Source organism: Ramlibacter sp. WS9 (assembly GCF_003797765.1).
In the GTDB taxonomy this organism is placed as follows: domain Bacteria; phylum Pseudomonadota; class Gammaproteobacteria; order Burkholderiales; family Burkholderiaceae_C; genus Ramlibacter.
This window is the reverse complement of record NZ_RKMB01000004.1, coordinates 379,767-401,216: the sequence shown is the minus strand read 5'-3', so window position 1 is coordinate 401,216 and position 21,450 is coordinate 379,767. Positions and strand designations below refer to the sequence as shown.

Here is a 21,450-nt window from a genome sequence, read left to right as displayed (position 1 = left end):
GGGAGGGGCGGCGGCGTCACCGGGGGCGTCGTCGTCGGATTCATCTTCTGCGTCCATGCGGGCCTCCAGGGCGCGCAGGGCGGCCCACGCATCGAGCACGCCCGCGCCACTGCCGACGGTGTCGGCGCGCGGATGCGCGTGGCTGCTTTCCATGAGTAGTTCCCGGGCCTGCGCGCCGTCCAGCGGCCAGGCGCGATCGTTCGCGCGGGCGGCCAGCAGCGCGCATACCGCGCTCACGAAGGGCGCGGCGAAGCTGGTGCCGTTGGCGCGCTGCAGGCCCTTGCCGTCCTCCTGGAGGCCGCAGGTCCAGATGCCTTCGCCCGGCGCGCACAACGCGACGTGCTCGCCCCGCGTGGAGAAACGCGAAGGTTCGCCGCGCATGTTCACCGAACCCACGGCGATCACGCCGGCATGCGCGGCGGGGAAGTAGCGCTCGACCAGGCCGGAGTTGCCGCTCGCGGCGACCAGGATGACGCCGCGCGCCAGCGCGTACTTCACCACTTCGAGGTGCGGTAGCGCCGCGCCCGGCGGCAGCTGGCTCTCGGCCGTGCCGAAGCTCATGTTGATGACTTTCACGCCCAAATCGACCAGGCGCTTCATGCCCGCGTCGATGTTGGCGATGGAGCCGACGCCCACGCGCCGCTCGTTCGACATCGCGGCGCCGAGCACGCGCACCGGCAGCAGGCTGCACAGGCCCGCGCCACCGGGCGGCAGGTCCAGCCCGTCGGCGCGCAGGATGCCCGCGCAGCCGGTGCCGTGGCCGACGTCGTCGGTCGGGTCTTCGTCGCGGCCGTGGCTGTCGCCCACCAGGCCTAGGCCGCCGACCGATGCCGGGTCCAGGTCCACCGTGTCGAAGCCGCGCCGCATGGCCGCCGCCGGCAGCGCCGCGTGCTGCGCGATCACGCCGGTATCGACCAAGCCGACGATCACGGCCGGGTCGCCGCGGGTATAGCCCAGGGCCTGCGGCAAGCGGATCATCTCGCGCGGGCTCCAGGCTTCGGCGGCGTCATAGACCGGCGCGGTACGTTGCGTGGCCGCCGGGCCGAAAGCCGTCGCGTGCAGCGGCGCGAAGCTCAGGTGCTCGGGCAGCGCGCTCTCCACCGTGGGCACCTGCCGCAGGGCCTGCACCAGGTCGTGCAGGGAGTCGTCCTGCTGCACCTCGATGCGCAGCACGCGCGCCACGCCGCTCAATTGCTCGATGTTGTCGAAGCGGCGCGCGCCGGGAACGGCCGTGTTGCGCGGTGCGCGGGCGCTGTGAACGCGGGCGCAGCGGAAACCGCCGCCGTAGTCGCGCAGCAACCGGTCGACGATGCCGCCGTCGACGTGTTCCGCCGGCGCCACGCCATGGCGCGTCGTGGCGCGCCATGCGGGCAGGTGTTCGGGCATCTCGCCCAGGTGCAGCGTCACCAGCAGGCGCCGCGGCACGCGCGGGGCGAAAGCGTTCATGGCATTCATGGCGCCACCTCAGGGGCAACGGCGTGCCACAAGCCCACGCTGCCGTCGGTCAGCCGCACCGTGGCGACCTGGCCGTCGCCGAAGTCCAGCTCAGCATCGCTGCCGAGCTGGTGCGCGAGCGGCTGCAGCACCAGCGTCTGGTCGAGCGCATGCACCACCGGCACCGGCACGCCGCGCGCCCGGATCACCGGCAGATGGCCGGCGCGCAGCAGCGGCGCTTCCACGTGGATGCGTGTGGGTTGTGGCAAGACGCGCGCGGGCTTGGTCGCCGGTGCGGTGATCGGGCCTGTGTGCGCGGGCACGAGCGCCGGCTCGCGCGACACAGGCTGGCTCTCCACCCGCGTGATGCGCGGCGCGCTCGCGGCCATCATCGCCTGCTGCAGCCGGTTCACCGGCATCCGCGCCAGGCGCGCGACCACGTCGGCGCCTGCCGCCTGCCGCAAGTCGTTGAGCTGCGCGATGGAGCGCACGCCGATGCGCTCCAGGCTGCGCTGGTCTTCCGCGTTGATGTGGTCGCCCAGCGCCTCGCGCAGAGAGAACTTCGGATCTTCCGCCTGGAAGTTCATCGCGTTCTCTTCGACCATCGACCGCGTGATGGTGGTGAGCGCGAGCTTGATGCTGCTGGCGCCGGCGTCGCCGGGGCCGGCGGGGCGCACGTACACGTCGTCGTCCACCAGCTGCACGAAGGCGCGCAGGTCGAGCGAGACCTCCTTCACCGCGAAGGTCATGGGCAGCTTGCCCACGCGGGCCTTGAGCGCCATGGTGGCCTGCGCCTTGTCCAGCTGTTCGGTCAACGACTGGATCAGCACGTCGAAGGGCACGCCGCTGTTCTGCATCAGCGAAGGCAGGGCCTGGGTGTTGGAGGGCGCGGTCATGCCTGCTCCTGCGCCAGGGGCGTGGCCTGCAGCGTGAGATGCAGCCGGGAAGGCGCGCGCTCCCAGGCCGCATCGGCGGTGTTGCGAGGCAGGTCGGCCAGCAGCGCGCAGCCGCCATCGCGCAGAACCAGCGCCATGTCCAGCGGCAGGTTCAGCTCGAGCCCATCGATCCGCAGGCCGGCACTGGCGGCGACGGTCATCGGCGCCACGCTGGATTGCAGCTCGCAGATGACTTCGTGCAGTTCGCGCAGCATCATCGTGCTCCCGGGTGCGCGGGCGCCGTGGGCGTGGCCGGCGCGGGCAGGGCGGCTTGGGGCGCGGCAACGGGCGCGGCGGTACGCGCCACGGCCGCATGGCGCTGGATCAGCCCGAGCTTCACCGGGTCGGCCAGCTTGTCCAGCGGCAGGGTCTCCGACACGAAGTTGAGCTTGACCTCGCCGAACAGGTCGGCACGCAGCTCTGTGCTGCTTTGCGCGTTGACGTTCACCGTCTGCACCAGCGTCTGCACACCGGCATAGGCGTTGTTGCCGCGCGTGCCCCAGTTGCTCCCGCCGCCGGCGCTGTCGCCCGGGCCTTGCGCGTACTGCACGGTGGAGGAATCTTTGGCGGCGGCGCGGAACATCACCTTGGCGCTGACCGAGCCGTCCTTCACGGCCACCCGGTTCAGCCCGAGCGTGACCATGGTCGAGAGCAATTGCAGCCGGTCGCCGCCGACCTTCAGGCGCGCCTGCGGCAGCACCTCTTGCTCCAGCAACTCGGCCGTCAGTTCCTGGCCTTCGAGCCCGAAGTCGGCGAGCCACGCCGGGCTCACGCCTTCGCCGCGAGGCTCGAGCTGCGCGCCGGCGGCCACTTCGTCGGTGCCGCGCGGCAGCCGCAGGGCGACGTCGCCCGGGTAGCGCTGCGCGATCCAGTCGCGAGCCTGGTCGGGGCTGACGTTGTTCTGCGTGAACTGCTCGGTGGTCTGGGACACGGCGGCGAGCAGGTCGGCATAGCTCTCCATCTGGCGGATGGAGGCGTCGACGATGGCGTCGAAGGTGCCGTGCACCAGTTGCGCCACGAAACCGGGGAAGTCGACCTCGTTGACCAGCGCGCCGGTGCGCCCGGCCAGCGTTTCAGTGGCCGGTGCCTTGGGCGTGGTGGGCGCGCCCGGCGCCGCGGGCGCGCTGGCGGCGGGCTGGTTGCTGGCGGGGGGGCGCGAGCCGCCGGGCAGGCCGGGCAACATGCCGGGAAGGCCCGCCAATGCCTGCGCGGGCGCGGCGTCATCGGCAAAGCCGATGTGCGCCGGCGGCGGGCGGGAAGGACGGGCATCCATGGCGTGGTGGCTCGCTGCGGCTCAGAGGAAGGTGTTCTGCGTCCAGTCGCCGGCGAGGTTGTAGCTGCCGTTGGCAAACAGATGCACCTCGCGGTAGGCCAGGCGGTCCGAACCCACGAGGGCGCTGAAGCGGTAGTCGAAGCGGATGCGCAGCGCGGCGAAGGCCGGGGCGTTGCGCGGATAGACGATGTTGTCGTCCATGATCTGCGCCTTCACGTGCAGTCCCCAGCCCGCGGCGTCATTGGTCGCGACGTTGGAGATCTGCACGTTGCCCAGCGACTTGCCGTTGTGTTGCCACGCGATCTGGAAGCCCGCGCTGATTTCGTCCACGCCACCTACGTCGAACTTGGGCCAGTCAGTCAGGCGGATCACGGCGCCGTCCTGGAACGCCGGCGCGGGACTGGGCGCCTGGTCGTTGGGGTGCTTGAGGCCGCGCAACTGGTCCAGTTCCCAGGTGATGTCGCCCACGTTGTTCATGACGCGCGTCATGGTCGCGCCGACGATGGCGCTCGCGATCGGCACCACCGCGGGTGCGGCCTGCGCCTGCGACTCGGGTTGCTGCGTCACCGGCGGCGGCGCGGGCATGGCGCGGCCGTCGGTGGCCGGCGCGACGGCGGCTTGCGCCTTGGCCACGGGCTCGGGTTGACGCTCCACGTCCACCAGCACCGGCGGCTCCAGGTCGGCCGCGAGGCTGAGCGAGAACGGCGCTGCCGTGACGGTGCGACGGCCCGCCGGCACGCTGCCGGAATGCAGAATCTGGTACTGCAATTGCCCGCCCGAGTTGCCGACGCGGCCTTCATAAAGGCGCAGGAATTCGGCGAAGGTGAGCTTGATGCGCCCCGGCGTGCCCGGCCAGGGGTCGTGCATGTACATGATGGTGTCCGATCCGTCGGCCGCACCGCGACTGGTCATGCCCACCAGCACACGCGCGTGCCCACCCGCGCCGGGCGACCAGTTCATGTCCAGGTAGATCGGTCCGCTCGTCCGTAGCATCTGGCACCAGGCTTCGATGGTGTACGAAGCGGGCGCTTCGGGCACCAGGTCCCAGGCGTCCGCGAGCGGCCTGCGTTCCGAGGGGAACAGCCCGCGCTTGTACGCGTTGAACACCGGTACCTTGGACGCGATGCTCTGGTCGGAGATCGACATCTGGTCGCGCCAGCTCACGATCATCGCGGCGGCGGCGGCCCAGCACGAGGCGTTGCTGGTCTGTGCGTAGAGCGGCACGTCGTTCCAGTGCACCGAGAAACCCGCGCCCAAGGCCGTCGTGTCCATCGCATCGGGCAGGCCGAGCTGGATGCCCAGTGGCACGTCCTCGGCCTTCAAGTGGCCGACGTACGAGAGCCGGCCGCGCGCGATCTGCACCACCTGGCTCGGCGTGCTCTGGCCCGGGCGGTTGCTGGTGAGGGGCACGCCGGCGTGCTCGAAGCTCTCCAGCACCAGCTCGGAGCAGTACACCGCGCCGGCCTGGCCGACTTCCACGCCCAGCCTGCGCGCGATGGCATCGATCACCGCGCCCGGCACCGGGTTGAGGATGCGGTAGCCCTGGTAGGCCACGCCGGCATAGTTGTACGGATTGCCCACGCGGGAACGCGCGTAGGTGACGATCGCCGCCGCATGCGCCGCGTCGAGCTGCGGATGGCGGTAGGCCACGGCGAGGATGGCGTCGTCGATCGCCGCAGCCAGCGTGATCTCGCGCACGCCCGAACCGACCGACTCGATCACTTTGCCGTCGCCCGCGTACAGCATCACGTGGCTCACCGCCGATAGCGTGCCCAGGCGGATCGCGCGCGAGACGAACTGGCGCGTGGTCGAGACGATGATGTCGCCGGCCTGTAGCGCACCGAAGCCGACGGAGCGGCCGCCCGCGCCCGGATCGAGCGGAATGGCCAGTGCTTGCGCCGGCAATTCCTCGTCGTCCACTTCCATCGCATTCGACTGGCCCCATTCGGCGGCGCGCGCGCGAATCCACGCGATCTTGGCGTCGGTGAGGCGGCAGCCCTTGTTGGTGACGTCGTCGCCGCCCGCCACGTGCACGCCCACCACGTGGGCGCGCGGCAGCGTGCCGGATTCGATCCAGTAGACCGGCGAGCCGCTGGCGCCCGGCAGCGTCTGGATGTCGTACATGAACGTTTCGTCGGCGACGGTGCGCACCGCGCCGGCGTGCAGGTGCTGCTTGCGTGTGTCGATCCTGCGGTTGACGAGCCGGGCGACGATGCCGCTGTTGCGAGACCGCACGGAATAGCCGCACACCGCCACGCCTTCCGGCCGCGACTGCCGCAGCTCTTCCAGCAGGTTGAACCAGCGGCCGCCGGGCGCCTCGTTCGGCGTCTTGATGATCGCGAAATCGAAGTCTCTGCTGTGGGCCACGTAGCTTTCGTGAGCGCGCCAGTTGGCGCTGGCGACGGTGAAGCGCCCGAACGGTTCGTGCTTGGTGTCAATGCCCTCGCCGTTCTTGCCGGGCACGATGATCAGGCTGCTCTGGCCGGCCACCACGTGCGCGGCGGTGAGCAGCAGGTTGCGCCCGATGTAGAACGCCGTGCCGTGTTCGGCCTCGGTGCCCTGGCTGGGATCGAACACCTGGCAGATGGCCGAGTGCGGGAAGTCGCTCGTGTCGTTCACCCCCGCGAACCACGACACGCTCTCGCGGAAAAAGCGCAACTGCTCACGCAATCCGCCGTTGTAGTCGCGCAGCAGCAGGTCGAGCGCGCCGGCAACGGGCTCGTGCTCGGGGAAGGCGCCGAAGCCGTCGTCGTAGGCTTGCGCCACTGTATTGGCGGGCGCGGCGGGTTGGGTCGCGGAACCGGCACTGCCGTTGGGTGCGGCGGCAATCGGCGTGCCCGGGGAGGCGGGCGTGGTCGCGGCGCCATTGCGCACCATGTCTCCCCCCCAATCCAGGCTGGGGTCGTGCCCGTTGACCTGGCCGTAGGACGAGCCGCCTTGTGGCGCGAGCGAGCGGCGCAGGCCGCGCTCGGTGAGCTGGCGCAGGCTCACGTACATCGAGCTGTCGCTCGGCGCCTGCACGAAGTCCGGCGTGCCGCGCGAGTTCTCGCGGTAGGTGGCCAGGCCGAAGTACAGGCGGGGCTGCCCGACGAAGTTGCCGAGCACGTCGGGCGGCACCAGGTACACGGCCTCGCCGCGGCGCGCACGGGTGACGCCATGCGCGCGGCTGGAGTAGAAATTGGCGCGCGCACGGCGGGTGCGGTTCTCCGCCTTGAAGAGGTTCGGATCCGTCGCCACGGCCACTTCGAACAAGGGGCTTTCCGTGCGCACGGTGAAACCCAGCACGCTGAAACGGTCGTCGATGGCATCGCGATTGGCTTGAATCCGGGGCATGTCGCTCTCCTGGGGTTGTGCGCTGCGGTGAGGGATCGTGTGCGGGATGTCAGCGGGCGAGGTCGTCCACCTGCTCCCAGAAACGCGCGGGCTCCTCGATGCCGAGGGCCACGAGATGGGGCTTCATGAAGGCGATCACGGCATCGAGCTCCGTAAAAAATGCCCGGGCGCCGGTCGGCACATGCTCGACCGACCCGCGCCAGGCGCGAACCGTCCCGGGCTCCTCGCCGCCGCTTTCGCACCACACCCGCACGATGAAAGCGGCGCTATGGTCTTCGAGCAGCGGCATGGCCTCATTTCGGTAAGGTGTGTCTGGGGTTCTCTCGGGTTGAGAGCCAGTGTCCGGGCGTGCCATCACGCGTGCATCACCGGCGCATCACGCGAGCATCACGCCCACGCCCGAAGCGCGGTTCCGCGGTAGCCCCCTACAGGTCAGTTGCGAGTGGGTTTCTTGAACCCCGCCGCCAGCTCCAACGTGCGGCGAGCGCACGCGAAACGGTGTGGGTCATCCGAGGCCACCGCGGAACCGGCCTTGCCGGGCCGCTGGTGGCGCCCCTTGAGGGGGAGAGGGCAACGCCGAAGGCGCTTCGGGGTGGGCTACTTCAAGCAGACGCTGCCGGCGAGGCGGCCGCTCTCGACCATCGAATGGCAGCCGCGTGCGATGGCGCTGGCGCGGCAGTGCCCGATGACATCGGCGCCCGCGGCGACGGGAGGGCCCTGGTAGATACAGCCGTTCATGCAGTCCTTCTGGCTGTCGCAGCGCTTGCCGGTATCCGGCGCCCGCACAGGGCCTACGGTGCGAGACGGCCGCGGCACGAACGTACAACTCTGCGTTGGCGAGCCCTGCGGCCCCCATTGCCCGCCGCGGTCGAGGCACTGCTGGGCCAGGGCGAATTCGGAAAGGCGCGCGAGGCACCGGCCACCCGTGGCGGCCTTCGCCACCTGCGTCCATGCGCCTCCCAGCTGCAGGCAGTCTTCGCGGCTCCAGGGCACTTCGCAGCCGGCTTGCCAGCCGTTGCCCGCAACGCTCCAGCTGCCTTGCAGCGCCGTGCATTCTTCCCGTGTGTCGACCGTGCCGGAGCCGGGCCGGACAGGCTGGGCTGCAACGGCCATCGCAATGAGGCCAACGACCAGCAGGAAGATCATGCGCAGCTTCATGCCCCCAGTCTAGCGCCGGACGGGCCTGCTTGGTACAATCGCGGCCATCCGAGGAGCGTTGCAGCGCCAACAGGGCGTGAGGCTCGGAAATCATTCGCAACGACGCTCACCCACTGTCTCGTGAGGTGAGCCCTGCCGCCAGGCATTCCCATCTCGACAGTGGTTCCTCGAAACACAGATTCTGGAGCCATGATGAACGCCGTTCTCAAACCCGCTGCCGCGCAGGATTGCGCCATTGCCGACCCGTCCCTCGCCGCCTGGGGCAAGAAGGAAATCCGCATCGCGGAAACCGAAATGCCCGGCCTGATGGCCATCCGCGAAGAGTTCGCCAAGAAGCAGCCGCTCAAGGGCGCGCGCATCACCGGCTCGCTGCACATGACCATCCAGACGGCCGTGCTGATCGAGACGCTGCAAGCCCTGGGCGCGCAAGTGCGCTGGGCCTCATGCAACATCTTCTCGACGCAGGACCACGCCGCCGCCGCCATCGCCGCGAACGGCACGCCGGTATTCGCGATCAAGGGCGAGTCGCTGGCCGACTATTGGGACTACACGCACAAGATCTTCGAATTCGGCGCCAAGGGTTCCGAAGGCGAAGGCCCCAACATGATCCTGGACGACGGCGGTGACGCGACGCTGCTGATGCACCTGGGCAAGCGCGCCGAGAAGGACGCATCCCTCATCGCCAACCCGAAGGGTGAAGAAGAGACTTGCCTGTTCGCCTCGATCAAGGCCAAGCTGGCGCAAGACCCGACGTGGTACAGCCGCAAGGGCGCCCAGATCGTCGGCGTGACGGAAGAGACGACCACCGGCGTGCACCGCCTGAACGAGATGAGCGCCAAGGGCACGCTGCTGTTTCGCGCCATCAACGTCAACGACTCGGTCACCAAGAGCAAGTTCGACAACCTCTACGGCTGCCGCGAATCGCTGGTGGACGGCATCAAGCGCGCAACGGACGTGATGATCGCGGGCAAAGTGGCCGTGGTGGCCGGCTACGGCGACGTGGGCAAGGGATCCGCTCAAGCGCTGCGCGCGCTGTCGGCCCAGGTGTGGGTCACCGAGATCGACCCCATCAACGCCCTGCAAGCCGCGATGGAAGGCTTCAAGGTCGTGACCATGGAATACGCCGCAGACAAGGGCGACATCTTCGTCACGGCGACGGGCAACAAGCACGTCATCCGCCACGAGCACATGGCGGCCATGAAGGACCAGGCCATCGTCTGCAACATCGGCCACTTCGACAACGAGATCGACATCGCGTCGGTCGAGAAGTACGAATGGGAAGAGATCAAGCCCCAGGTCGACCACATCATCTTCCCGGACGGCAAGAAGATCATCCTGCTGGCCAAGGGCCGCCTGGTGAACCTTGGCTGCGGCACCGGCCACCCCAGCTTCGTGATGAGCTCTTCGTTCGCCAACCAGACCATCGCGCAGATCGAGTTGTTCACGCGCAGCGATTCGTATTCGGTCGGCAAGGTCTATGTGCTGCCCAAGCACCTGGACGAAAAGGTGGCGCGCCTGCACCTGAAGAAGGTCGGCGCGATGCTGACGGAGCTCTCCGACGAGCAGGCCGAATACATCGGCGTGCCGAAGGTCGGCCCGTACAAGCCCGACACCTACCGTTACTAAGGTGCGCGCCGACCAGGTCCTCGTCGAACGCGGCCTCGCCACGTCCCGCTCCCAAGCCCAGCGCCTGATCGCGTCGGGTGTGCGCTGGATGGACCGGGGCGCCTGGAAAACCATCGCCAAGAACGGCGATGAGATCGCGTCGGATGCCGAGATCGAGTTGCTCGATCTGGCCGAGGCGCGCTACGTCTCGCGCGGCGGGCTCAAGCTCGAAGGCGCGTTGAAAGCGAGCGGTCTCGACGTTGCGGGCCAAGCCTGCCTCGATGTGGGCCAATCCACCGGCGGCTTCACCGATTGCCTGCTGCAGCAGGGCGCGGCGCGTGTCACCGGCGTCGACGTCGGCAGCGGCCAATTGCACGACAACATCCGCAACGACCCGCGCGTCACCGTGTTGGAGAAGGTCAACGCGCGCGAGCTGACGGCGGAGGAAGCCGGCGAGGACTTCGATGTGGTCGTTGGCGACCTGTCCTTCATCTCGTCGACGCTGGTGCTGCCCGCGTTGGTGCCGTTGCTGAAAGACGGCGGCGCGCTGCTGTTCCTGGTCAAGCCGCAGTTCGAATTGCAACCGGGACAGGTCGGCAAGCGCGGCATCGTGACGGACCCGCAGATGTACGGCGTGGTCGAAAAGCGCCTGCGCGATTGCTGCGCGGAGCTGGGCTTTTCGGTGAAGGGCTGGTACGACAGCCCGGTCACCGGCGGCGACGGCAACCGCGAGTTCTTCATTTACGCAATCAAGGAAGGGACTTTGTGAATCTCCCTATCAGCCTCGAATTCTTTCCGCCGAAGACGCCCGAAGGCGCGGCGAAACTGCGCACGGCGCGCCAGGCGCTTTATGAGCTCAAGCCCGAGTTCTGCTCGGTGACCTACGGTGCTGGCGGCTCCACCCAGGAAGGGACATTCGGCACCGTCAAGGAAATCCTTGCCGAAGGTGTCGACGCCGCGGCCCACTTCTCGTGCGTCGGCGCCACGCGCGACACGGTGCGCGAACAGCTCGTGATCCTGCGCAACATGGGCGTCAAGCGCCTGGTGGCCCTGCGTGGTGACTTGCCCAGCGGCTACGGCGCCGGCGGCGAGTTCCACTACGCGAGCGACCTCGTGGCTTTCATCCGCGCGGAAACCGGCAGCGACTTTCACCTCGAAGTGGCGTGCTATCCCGAGGTGCATCCGCAAGCACGCTCACCCGAGGCCGACTTGCAGGCCTATGCCGCGAAGATCCGCGCCGGCGCCGACGCCGCGATCACGCAGTACTTCTACAACGCCGACTCGTATTTCCGCTTCGTCGAAGAGGCCGACCGGCTGGGCCTGCACGTGCCCATCGTGCCGGGCATCATGCCGATCACGAGTTCCACGCAGCTGATGCGCTTTTCCGACGCTTGCGGTGCGGAAATTCCGCGCTGGATCCGCCTGCGGCTGCAAAGCTATGGCGACGACGTTGCGTCGATCAAGTCGTTCGGCCTGGACGTGGTGACGCAGCTGTGCGAGCAGCTGATGGCCGGTGGCGTGCCGGGCATCCACTTCTACACGATGAACCAGGCAGCAGCGACGATGGAGATCTGCAAGCGGCTGGGGCATTCCGCGTAGCTTCGAAAGCAGCTCGGGCTCAGCGCCCGTTGAGATTCGCGCCGGAATTTCCTTTCGAGGCGTCGCCATTCAACCTTGGATGCCGATCGCCTTCGGAGAGGAGCGCCTTGTAGCGGCCGCTCTTTTGCAGCTTCACGTAGACGTGATGCAGGTGAGTCTTCACCGTCGCGGCACTGATCTTGAGTTGCCGCGCGATCTCCTTGTTGCTCATCGCGCGGCCGATCAAATCAAGGATCTCCCGCTCGCGCAACGTGAGCAACGCTTCGTGTTCGGGTTCGATCTGCAGGCCGGCGGGCATCGCCCCGAGCTGCCACCGAAGCGCCTGGATCAAGTCGGAGCGGCCGAACCAGATCTGGCCCTCGTGCACGACCCGCACCGCTCGCGCGAAGAGCGAGGCCGGCGTCGAACGAAGCAGGCAACCGCTGGCGTTGTGCTGGATGAAGTCCAGCAGCGATTCCGTGGAACAGTCCTCGCATAGCAGAAGGATTCGCGTTCCGGGGCTCATTCGGCCGACGGTGGACAGCATGCGCCAGGTGCTCTCCGGCCGCGCGGCGTCGTATTCCATCAGCAGGACATCGGGCGGGCAGGCGTTCACATAGGCCAGCAAATCCGGCTGAGCGATTGTGTCTACCAGAATGCCCGGGTCGATCGACCCGACCTCCTGCGCGAGCGACTCCGGTAGCGGTCGCCCGGTCCACTGGACGGCTAGCAACGTGATTTGCATCGCGTTCATCCATTTCATTTTTGCGACATGACATCGGGCATCGCAACCGCGATGCCGAGGCGCAAGTTTGCTCGCTCGGAAGCTGTTTCACGCTGGGAGCTTTGTCCCTTATGCATGGGATTTTTGTCCTTCATACATATGTGGGACGAGCGCGACCGTAGCGGCGGCCGCCTGCTGACGAGGTACCCCAAGAGGTGTATTTCCGAGCAACGCGGCGAAGCCTATCGTCACCAAAGTTCGTGCATTCCATCACCGGAGCAGAACCATGGGCAAAGGACAAGTAAACGCCTGCACGGCTGCTCGTCAATTCAGATCCGCGTTCTGAATCGGCTGTTCTTTGACATTTCACTCCTTGATTTTTCCCACCCCTTAACAGGAGCCCGACCATGCGAATTAAGACCAACAAATTGGACTACCGCCCAGGTGAAAAGGTCGCGATCACGGCCAGTGAACTTGAAGAAGGAAGCGTGCTGCAGTTCCAGGTGCTGAACTATGGAGCGGACAGCCTCAAAGGCACGGCCGACGACTTCTTCTACAAGTCATGGCTGGCCGGGGATGGAATGCGAAACGATAGCGACGCCGCTGCCGGGGTGTTGGGGACCAGTTGGCTGGTGCCCGGCACGGCGCTCGACTCGATCCTTGAAGTCCAGGCGCGCGCGGCTGGCGGTGACGGTATGTTCGGAACGGGCGATGACGTGTTGGCCAGCGCGGTGTTTGCCGATGCGAAGCCCGGGGGAACCGGCAGCACGACCAGCGTCCGGCTCGACCAGTGGGCCGACGGGCCGGTGTCCGAAGGTGACGCCGACAGCACGGGCAATAACAACGAAGTGTTCGTCAACGGCAACCTCAATGCCCAGAAGGCCCACTACAACGAAGGCGACGCGATTCCCTACCGGGCGGTCCTGGACGACCTGGCCACGGGTGTGGTTTACGGCCTGGTGATCCAGTGGGACACGGTCGACTCCGGCGCCTACGCTCTGGACTACCTGACGGGCTACAACTTCAGTTTCGATGGCACCAAGCATCCCGGCGAGCCGGATGTGACGCCCACCACGGGTGTCGGTGACGTCAGCTCCGGCGCCACGACCGCGGCAACTATTCCTTCGGACAGCCAACTGCTGGACGGCTTTGGCGCGCAGTTCGGCGTGACGGACGGCCTGTCGTCCGGCCAGCCTTCCGGACAGCAGGCCGTCACCTTGTTCGGTGCGGTCAGCAACTCGTCGGTGGGCCCGGTCACCTATAACGCCGACCTGACCAAGGCTTCGGTCACGATTTTCTTCACCTACACCGGTAGCGCAGCGAACAACGCTGACGCGGTGGTCGTCGCCTGGGGTGGCCACATCGCCTCGTCGCTGGACTGGGTGGACGATGCCGGCGAAACCGTGGAAACAGCCTCCGACATCAGCGGCTCGCCCTATCACATGCGCGTTCTGAGCCTGATCGAGAATGGCACGCCCAAGAGCATCGGCAACCAGGACCGTTCGCTCTCCGCCGACGCGGTGCTGCCGCCGATTCCGCCGGATGCGGGCACGGTGACGGTCACAGTGGACGATGACGATACACCTGGCGGCGTCGGCGACACCACCTCGCCGGGTGACGCCGAAGCGGCCGTGAGTTCCACGACCCTTCCGGTGACCGATGCCACCAGCGTCGATTTCGCCAGTCTGCAAGGCGATGCGGTGCTGGACACGTCCAGCACGGCGGTGAAGTCCGGCGGGGTGGCCTTGGTCTATTTCTGGGACGGCGCGAGCTTCACGCTGTATGGCTCCACCGACATCACCGATGCAACGACGGCGGCGGCCAGCGCCGTATTCAGCGTGGTGCTCGACAACTCCGCCCCGGGTGTGTTCGACTACCTGTTCACCCAGCTTGGCCCGGTCGATCAGGCCGATGACGGCAACAACGATGAGAACGATCTCAACATCGATCTGGTCTACACCGCGACGGGTTTGGGCGGCTCTGATGACGGCACGATCTCGGTGACGCTCGACGACGACATCCCGGTGCGTGCGGCCAATCCCGCGGCGGTTACGGCCACGGTCGAGGAGGACGGCATGTCCTCGGCCGTCGCACCCGAAGCCGGCGGGCTGAACGGCAATGACCAGTCCGCGGGCAACCGCGCGGCAGCGGGCGATGGCGTAGGGCAGGACGAGGCAACCGGTGCGGCCGGCTCGCTGGCTGCGCTCGTGGATGTGGGTGCGGACCAGCCTGGTGTATTCAGCCTGAGCGACGTCACCGGCAGCTTGCCCACGTTGTTCTCCAAGGGCGATGCGGTCAGCTACGCGGTGACCGACAGTGACGACGCCGACACGGTCAAGGACACGCTGACAGCCACGGCCGGCGGGCGCACCGTGTTCACGCTGAAGGTCAATCCCAACGGCAGCTGGTCGTTCGACCTGGATGACCAGCTCGATCACGTGGACGATGCGGGTAACGCCGAGAACTTGCTGCTGCGCACCAGCCTCGATGGCAGCACCTCGGTCGCCGCAATCGACTTCTCCTCGATCGTGGAGGTCACCGACTTCGATGGCGACACAGTCACGCCCCTGCTCGCCGGTGACTTCAGCGTGGCGGTGGAGGACGATATCCCGGTGCGTGCGGCCAGCCCCACACCGGTCACGGCCACGGTCGAAGAAGACGGCATGTCCTCGGCCGTCGCACCCGAAGCCGGCGGGCTGAACGGCAATGACCAGTCCGCGGGCAACCGCGCGGCAGCGGGCGACGGTGTAGGGCAGGACGAGGCGACCGGCGCGGCCGGTTCGCTGGCCACACTGATCAGCGTGGGCGCGGACGAACCGCCCGCATTCAGCCTGAGCGATGTCACCAGCAGCCTGCCGAGCTTGTTCTCCAAGGGCGACGCGGTCAGCTACGCGGTGACCGACAGTGACGACGCCGACACGGTCAAGGACACGCTGACGGCCACGGCCGGCGGGCGCACCGTGTTCACGCTGAAGGTCAATCCCAACGGCAGCTGGTCGTTCGACCTGGATGACCAGCTCGATCATGTGGACGATGCGGGCAATGCCGAGAACCTGCTGCTGCGCACTGCCCTCGACGGCAGCACCTCGGTCGCCGCAATCGACTTCTCCTCGATCGTGGAGGTCACCGACTTCGATGGCGACACAGTCACGCCCCTGCTCGCCGGTGACTTCAGCGTGGCGGTGGAGGACGATATTCCGGTGCGTGCTGCCAGCCCCACACCGGTCACGGCCACGGTCGAGGAAGACGGCATGTCCTCGGCCGTGGCACCCGAGGCCGGCGGGCTGAACGGCAACGATCAGTCCGAAGGCAACCGCGCGGCAGCGGGTGACGGCGTAGGGCAGGACGAAGCGACCGGCGCGGCCGGTTCGCTGGCCACACTGATCAGCGTGGGTGCGGACGAACCGCCCGCATTCAGTCTGAACGATGTCACCGGCAGCTTGCCGAGCTTGTTCTCCAAGGGCGATGCGGTCAGCTACGCGGTGACCGACAGCGACGACGCCGACACGGTCAAGGACACGCTGACGGCCACGGCCGGCGGGCGCACCGTGTTCACGCTGAAGGTCAATCCCAACGGTAGTTGGTCGTTCGACCTGGATGACCAGCTCGATCATGTGGACGACAATCTCAACACGGAGAACCTGGCGCTGCGCACGGCCGGTTCGCCGGTCAATTCGATCGACTTCTCCTCGATCGTGGAGGTCACCGACTTCGATGGCGACACAGTCACGCCCCTGCTCGCCGGTGACTTCAGCGTGGCTGTGGAGGACGACATCCCGGTGCGTGCGGCCAGCCCCACACCGGTCACGGCCACGGTCGAGGAAGACGGCATGTCCTCGGCCGTCGCACCCGAAGCCGGCGGGCTGAACGGCAATGACCAGTCCGAGGGCAACCGCGCGGCAGCGGGTGACGGCGTAGGGCAGGACGAAGCGACTGGTGCGGCCGGCTCGCTGGCCACGTTGATCAGTGTGGGTGCGGACGAACCGCCCGCATTCAGTCTGAGCGATGTCACCAGCAGCCTGCCGACCTTGTACTCCAAGGGCGACGCAGTCAGCTATGCGGTGACCGACAGTGCCGATGCCGACACGATCAAGGACACGCTGACGGCTACGGCCGGCGGGCGCACCGTGTTCACGCTGAAGGTCAATCCCAACGGCAGCTGGGCATTCGACCTGGATGACCAGCTCGATCATGTGGACAACAATCTCAACACGGAGAACTTGCTGCTGCGCACGGCCCTCGATGGCAGCACCTCGGTCGCCGCAATCGACTTCTCCTCGATCGTGGAGGTCACCGACTTCGATGGCGACACAGTCAGGCCTTTGGTCGCCGGTGACTTCAGCATGGCGGTGGAGGACGACATCCCGGTGGTGACATCGATCACGAACGTCGTGGGCTTCAATACCGGCGCGCCGCTGACGGGCCTGTACAACGCGCCCATCGGCTCCGACGAGCCGGGCAGCGCCGGCACCGATGACGGTGTGGTGCTACAGACCCTGGCGGGTGTGGCGCCCAGTGGCCGTGCCATCTTCAACGTGTCGCTCACCCACGACTCCGCGACGACCAGCTCCTTCGAGTTCGACTACTTCACCAGCCCGGCCCCCTCGAACGCTTCCCTGCACGCGACCGGCACGGTGACCTTCAACAGTGACGGCACCTACGTCGTCGACCTGGACGGCCCCCTCATGGGCGGCACCACCTTCTCCACCAGTGGGGGCATCAGCCACAACTACGACACGATAGGCAACAACTCGCCGGAGATCACCGTCAAGGAATACAGCAGCAGCTTCTTCGGGGTGCTGACGGGGCAGGCGGCATCTCCGCCGAGCGATACAGAGGACTTGCAGACCGACGACAGCGACTTGACCTTCGCCAACGGCGATACATTGAAGAGCGCGGCGACCTCGTATGTCAACGTCAGCACCGACACGGTGGGCGTCGATTCGGACACGGTGCAGGCCGGAGAGCTGCTGACCTATGACTTCTTTACGGAAAATCCGGTGAGTGGCCCGACGAGTCCGCCGGCGCAGGCAGAAGCGGTCGTCGACACGAGCACGCCAATGGCCTTCGTCGATGCGGTCGACATCACGCTCAACCAGATCAACCTGGGCCATGAGGATGTCGCCATTTTGCTCAAGCTGTACAACGGCAGCAGCTTCACCACCAGACTGCTGCTGGCCAATTCCACGAGCGACTATCAGGCCATTGCAGGCGAAAGCGACGTTCTCGTGTCCGTCACACCGGACGACTATCCCGCGGGATACCAGATCTACGGCATCCAGGTCATGACGAGCACGGAGAGCCTGCAGGGAACGGGCTTCGCCCTGAGCGACGGCGCGGCAGTGACGCTGGGGACGACCGGCAAAGACCTGGCGGACAGCTCGGACGGTGACGTCATGAAGATCATCAAGATCGAGGTGCATATCGACCAACCGGGCGATGCGGACCTGCAGTTCACCGGCAAAGTCGTCGATGCGGACGGCGATGAGGCCTCGGGGTTGAACTTCAACGTTCATCTGGAAGGCGCAAGCAAGGTGCTCAGCGGCAGCGCCGGCGCGGACCAGTTCGTGCTTGCCGCGGGCGACACCGGGATCACGCTGGCCACAGCGGCCACCATCGACGGCTTCGACAGCGCCTCGGACTCGATCGCCACTTCGAAGGTTGCCGCGGACGCCACCATTGCCGATGGCGGCGCGTTGGCGGACTTCGCGGCCTTCGTGACCGCGGCCAATGCCGTGCTGACCGATGGGGCGGGCACTGACGCCATCTACGTGGCCTACAACGCGGCCGGCTCCGGCAATGCCTGGGCGGTGGTCGATGAAAACAACAGCGGCTCCGTGGATACCGGCGACACGCTGGTCGTCCTGACAGGCGTCAACACCGCAGGCGAGATAGTCGCGGCTGATTTCACCTGACGATGCTGTCATGCGGCCCGCTGCCCACAAGGCAACGGGCCGCTAGACCAGGAGGCGATAACCCACCGCCGTTTCGGTCAACAGGTGTTTGGGTTGCGAAGGATCGGCTTCCAGCTTCTGGCGCAAATGCCCCATGTAGATGCGCAGATAGTGGCTCTGCTCCGCATGTGAAGGGCCCCAGACCTCCCGCAATAGCTGTTTGTGTGTCAGCACACGGCCGGCATTGGCGATGAGGAGGGACAGCAGCCGGTACTCGATGGGTGTCAAATGCACTTCCCCACCTGCTCGCCGAACCAGGCGAGCCCGCCTGTCCACTTCGACGTCGGCGAAGCGGAACACGGGGTCGGGGTCACCGCCGTTTTCGAAAGCACGCGGTCGCCGCAGGTTGGCCCTGACGCGTGCCAGGAGTTCTCCCACGCCAAAAGGCTTGGTCAGGTAGTCGTCGGCGCCGGCGTCGAGCGCGGCGATCTTGTCGGCCTCGTCGATCCGGGCGGACAGCACGATGATGGGCACGGCCGACCAGCCGCGCACGTCCTGGATCACATTCATCCCACTGCCATCCGGAAGGCCCAGATCCAGGAGGATCAAGTCTGGCCTGCGGGTGCCCGCTTCGGTCAGTCCCCGCTTGGCGTTCTCGGCCTCGTGAACTTCCCAGCCTTCGGCTTCGAGCGCGCCACGTACGAAGCGGCGGATCTGCGGCTCGTCTTCGATGACGACAGCGATGGGCGCGGTGGTGGACATGGCTATTCGATCAATGGGGGAGGCGGCTTGCGTGGCAACCGCACAGTGAATTCTGCGCCTCCGCCGACCGCGTTGGCCGCCGTGATTTCACCCCGGTGGGCGTTGACGATGGCCTTGCAGATGGCCAGCCCCAGGCCAACGCCCCGGGTAGCCGACTCTACCTCGCCGCGCGTGAACTTCTCGAACAATTCCTTTTCGCGGCCCTTCATGGCCACGGGCAACCCGCCGCCGTGGTCTCGCACGCCCAGAACCAGGCTGTTCGGCGTGGCCTCGCCTGTCACAACGATCGGCGGTTCTCCATACTTGGCCGCGTTCTCGATCAGGTTGATCAGCACCTGGCCGATCAGCGTGGCGTCGAACTCCACCAGGGGCAGGTCGGCGGGCAGTTTGGTCATCACCTTGCGGCCCGCGAGGGCCGGTTGCGCGCCGCGGATGGCCGAGCCCACGACCTCTTCAACGGATTGCCACTCCATGCGCAGGTTCACGGCGCCGCTTTGAAGCCTGGCCATTTCCAGCAGGTTGTTCACCAGCGCGCTGAGTTCTCGCGCCTGCTCGCCCAGGGCGTGCGCCATGTCCGCCTGGTCGGGCGCAAGCGGCGGCGAGGACCGTTGCAGCGACTCGGCCAGGCCGATCAGGGCCGTGAGAGGCGTGCGCACGTCGTGCGAAATGGCCGCCAGCAGGGCGTTGCGCAAGCGCTCCGACTCCATCTCGACCACTGCCTGCTGGGCGATGTCCACGTAGTGGACCCGTTCCAGCGCGATGGCGATCTGCCGCGCCAGGGTGTCCAGCTGCTGCATCTGCTCCGGGATCAGCAGCCAGCGTGGCTGCGCCGGTTGCAGCGCCAGCACACCCCGCAGCCGCATGGGCGCCCTGAGCGGAACATAGTGCCAGGCCTGTGCCGCGAGGGTCGAAGTCGCCAGCCCCGCCGGCTGCCCATTGCGGAAGGACCACTCCGCCACAGTCATGTCGAAGCCCGGGGCCGGCTCGCCTGACGGCACCAGCCGGTCATTGGCATCCGTCGTGAGGACCAGCGCCTGGCCGCCGAAGTTGCGCTGAACCGCCGCCGCGCCCAACTCGGCCACTTGCGAGCTCAGCAACGCGCCGGAGAGCTCGCGCGTCAGCTCGAAGAGCGACTGGGCACGGCGTTCCCGGCTGGACGAGATATGGGCCTGGAAGCGCAGGCCCGCGGTCAGTTGCCCGGTGATCAGCCCCACTGCCAGCATCACGCCGAAGGTCAGAAGGTACTGAACGTCGCTGACGGCGAACGAGAAGCGCGGTTCGACGAAAAAATAGTCGAAGGCCGCGACGTTCAGGACGGCAGCCAGCGCTGCCGGGCCCCGGCCGAACTTGATGGCGACCAGCACAACGCACAGGAGGAACACCATCACGATGTTGGCAAGTTCAAAGTAGCGGTGCAGTGGCGCCGCCAGTAGCGTGATGGCCACGCTTGCCGCCGCGGCCCAGGCGTAGCGCTGCCAGTTGCCGGTCGCGCCGGCCTCGGCTTCATCACCCTCGACGCGTCGCCCGATCTGAGCCAGGCGCCGGGAGCTGTCTGCTTGCGCTACTTCCAGGATGTCGAGGGCAGGCGCCACGCTGGCCAGCCGCCGGGTCTTGGAGGGATGCAGCCAGCGCAGCCACCGCTCGCGCGGCCGGCCGACGACCAGCGTGGCACAGTTCAGCACCAGGGCCTGCGCGACGAGTTCGCGGGCCACGTCATTGCCCGCCAGGACTGCCGTTTCCGCACCCAGTTCGCCGGCGAGCTTGAGCACCGCCAGGATGCGGTCGCGCGCCTCGCGGCCCAGGCGCTGCAGGCTGGGTGTCTCGACATAGGCCGCGTACCAGCGCACGTTGAGCTGGCCGGCCAGGCGCGCGGCCGTGCGGACGATCTGCTCATCGCCTTCGCGCGGGCCGACACAGGCCAGGATCGCGCCCTCGGTGTTCCAGACCCGGCCGATCGACTGCTCCACGCGGTAGCTGCGTACATCGTCTTCCACGTGTTCGGCAGTGCGGCGCAGGGCGATCTCGCGCAACGCAATGAGATTGCCTTTGCGGAAAAAATTCTCGGCGGCCCGTTCGGCCTGCTGCGGCAGATAGACCTTGCCGGCCTTCAGGCGCGCGATCAGCTCGTCCGGCGTCACATCCACGAGGACCACCTCCTCGGCCCGGTCCAGCACGTGGTCGGGCACGGTCTCGTGAACCCGGATACCAGTGATGGCGCCTATCGTCCCATTCAGGCTCTCCAGGTGCTGGACATTCAGTGTTGACCAGACGTCGATGCCGGCGTCGAGCAGTTCCTCGACGTCGTGCCAGCGCTTGGGATGGCGCGATCCTTCGACGTTCGAGTGCGCCAGTTCATCGACCAGTAACACATGGGGACGCAGCGCCAGCGCGGCGTCCAGGTCGAACTCCTTGAGCGTACGGTCCCGATACGTCATGTCGCGCAACGGAAGTTGGCGCAGGCCGGCCAGCAGTTCGGCCGTCTCGCTGCGGCCATGGGTTTCGAGCACGCCCACCACCACCTCGCGGCCGGCCTTGCACTCGCGCTGCGCGGCGCTGAGCATCGCGTAAGTCTTGCCCACGCCGGCGTTGGCGCCGAAATAGATGCGCAGGCGGCCGCGCCGGGCGAACGCCTCTTCGGTGCTGAATCGCTCCAGCAACGCGTCGGGGTCGGGTCGGGAATCGAGGTTGCTGGCCATGCTTTCCTAGCCTACCTCATTGGCCACATCGCTACCACCGCGCCGGTCTTGTCGCGAT

Annotated in this window: 14 protein-coding genes and 1 riboswitch; of the genes, 4 read left to right on the top strand and 10 right to left on the bottom strand. The window is 67.2% G+C overall.

The window, feature by feature from the left end; genetic code table 11:
• From EEB15_RS09965 to EEB15_RS09935, 7 genes are all read right to left on the bottom strand, one after another.
• Nucleotides 1-1,455, bottom strand: a 1,455-nt coding sequence (locus tag EEB15_RS09965) for a S8 family serine peptidase (protein WP_199236497.1), incomplete at its 3' end; no start/stop codon positions are given.
• Nucleotides 1,452-2,330, bottom strand: coding sequence for a hypothetical protein (locus tag EEB15_RS09960; protein ID WP_141509671.1), 879 nt, complete (start codon nt 2,328-2,330; stop codon nt 1,452-1,454). The genes EEB15_RS09960 and EEB15_RS09965, both read right to left, overlap by 4 nt.
• On the bottom strand, nt 2,327-2,587 hold the full coding sequence (locus EEB15_RS09955) for a hypothetical protein (RefSeq protein WP_158290057.1): 261 nt from the start codon (nt 2,585-2,587) through the stop codon (nt 2,327-2,329). Before EEB15_RS09955 ends, EEB15_RS09960 begins: the two co-directional genes overlap by 4 nt.
• Entirely contained in the window at nt 2,584-3,642 is a 1,059-nt protein-coding gene (locus EEB15_RS09950) for a hypothetical protein (protein ID WP_141509669.1), read from the bottom strand. Before EEB15_RS09950 ends, EEB15_RS09955 begins: the two co-directional genes overlap by 4 nt.
• Nucleotides 3,643-3,663: 21 nt before the next feature.
• Nucleotides 3,664-6,975 carry a papain-like cysteine protease family protein gene (locus EEB15_RS09945; RefSeq protein WP_141509668.1) on the bottom strand — a complete coding sequence of 1,104 codons (3,312 nt, stop codon included), beginning with the start codon at nt 6,973-6,975 and terminating at the stop codon, nt 3,664-3,666.
• 49 nt (nt 6,976-7,024) lie between these two features.
• The gene (locus tag EEB15_RS09940; protein WP_141509667.1) at nt 7,025-7,264 is read right to left on the bottom strand and encodes a hypothetical protein; all 240 of its coding nucleotides are present in this window, start codon (nt 7,262-7,264) and stop codon (nt 7,025-7,027) included.
• A gap of 308 nt (nt 7,265-7,572) precedes the next feature.
• Entirely contained in the window at nt 7,573-8,133 is a 561-nt protein-coding gene (locus tag EEB15_RS09935; protein WP_141509666.1) for a hypothetical protein, read from the bottom strand.
• 44 nt (nt 8,134-8,177) lie between these two features.
• A riboswitch (S-adenosyl-L-homocysteine riboswitch) is annotated at nt 8,178-8,248 on the top strand.
• A gap of 77 nt (nt 8,249-8,325) precedes the next feature.
• On the opposite strand from EEB15_RS09935, the gene ahcY reads away from it, so the two are divergent.
• Genes ahcY through metF form a run of 3 tightly spaced genes read left to right on the top strand, consistent with a single transcriptional unit; the run spans nt 8,326 to nt 11,337 of the window.
• Nucleotides 8,326-9,759 (top strand): adenosylhomocysteinase, encoded by a 1,434-nt coding sequence (gene ahcY, locus EEB15_RS09930; protein ID WP_141509665.1) that lies wholly within the window; start codon nt 8,326-8,328, stop codon nt 9,757-9,759.
• Between the two features lies 1 nt (nt 9,760).
• Nucleotides 9,761-10,507, top strand: coding sequence for a TlyA family RNA methyltransferase (locus EEB15_RS09925; RefSeq protein ID WP_141509664.1), 747 nt, complete (start codon nt 9,761-9,763; stop codon nt 10,505-10,507).
• Nucleotides 10,504-11,337 carry a methylenetetrahydrofolate reductase [NAD(P)H] gene (gene metF, locus EEB15_RS09920; RefSeq protein WP_141509663.1) on the top strand — a complete coding sequence of 278 codons (834 nt, stop codon included), beginning with the start codon at nt 10,504-10,506 and terminating at the stop codon, nt 11,335-11,337. The genes EEB15_RS09925 and metF overlap by 4 nt, the downstream gene beginning before the upstream one ends.
• A 19-nt stretch (nt 11,338-11,356) precedes the next feature.
• On the opposite strand, the gene EEB15_RS09915 is transcribed toward metF, so the two are convergent.
• Entirely contained in the window at nt 11,357-12,070 is a 714-nt protein-coding gene (locus EEB15_RS09915) for a response regulator transcription factor (protein ID WP_158290056.1), read from the bottom strand.
• 377 nt (nt 12,071-12,447) lie between these two features.
• On the opposite strand from EEB15_RS09915, the gene EEB15_RS09910 reads away from it, so the two are divergent.
• Nucleotides 12,448-17,955 carry a hypothetical protein gene (locus EEB15_RS09910; protein WP_141509661.1) on the top strand — a complete coding sequence of 1,836 codons (5,508 nt, stop codon included), beginning with the start codon at nt 12,448-12,450 and terminating at the stop codon, nt 17,953-17,955.
• A gap of 42 nt (nt 17,956-17,997) precedes the next feature.
• Here the strand turns inward: EEB15_RS09910 and kdpE are convergent, their stop codons facing one another.
• Both kdpE and EEB15_RS09900 read right to left on the bottom strand, forming a co-directional pair.
• Nucleotides 17,998-18,696: a two-component system response regulator KdpE gene (gene kdpE / locus EEB15_RS09905; RefSeq protein WP_141509660.1), complete on the bottom strand. Its 699-nt coding sequence runs from the start codon at nt 18,694-18,696 to the stop codon at nt 17,998-18,000.
• Nucleotides 18,697-18,698: 2 nt separating this feature from the next.
• Nucleotides 18,699-21,392 (bottom strand): DUF4118 domain-containing protein, encoded by a 2,694-nt coding sequence (locus EEB15_RS09900; protein WP_141509659.1) that lies wholly within the window; start codon nt 21,390-21,392, stop codon nt 18,699-18,701.
• Nucleotides 21,393-21,450: the final 58 nt, after the last annotated feature.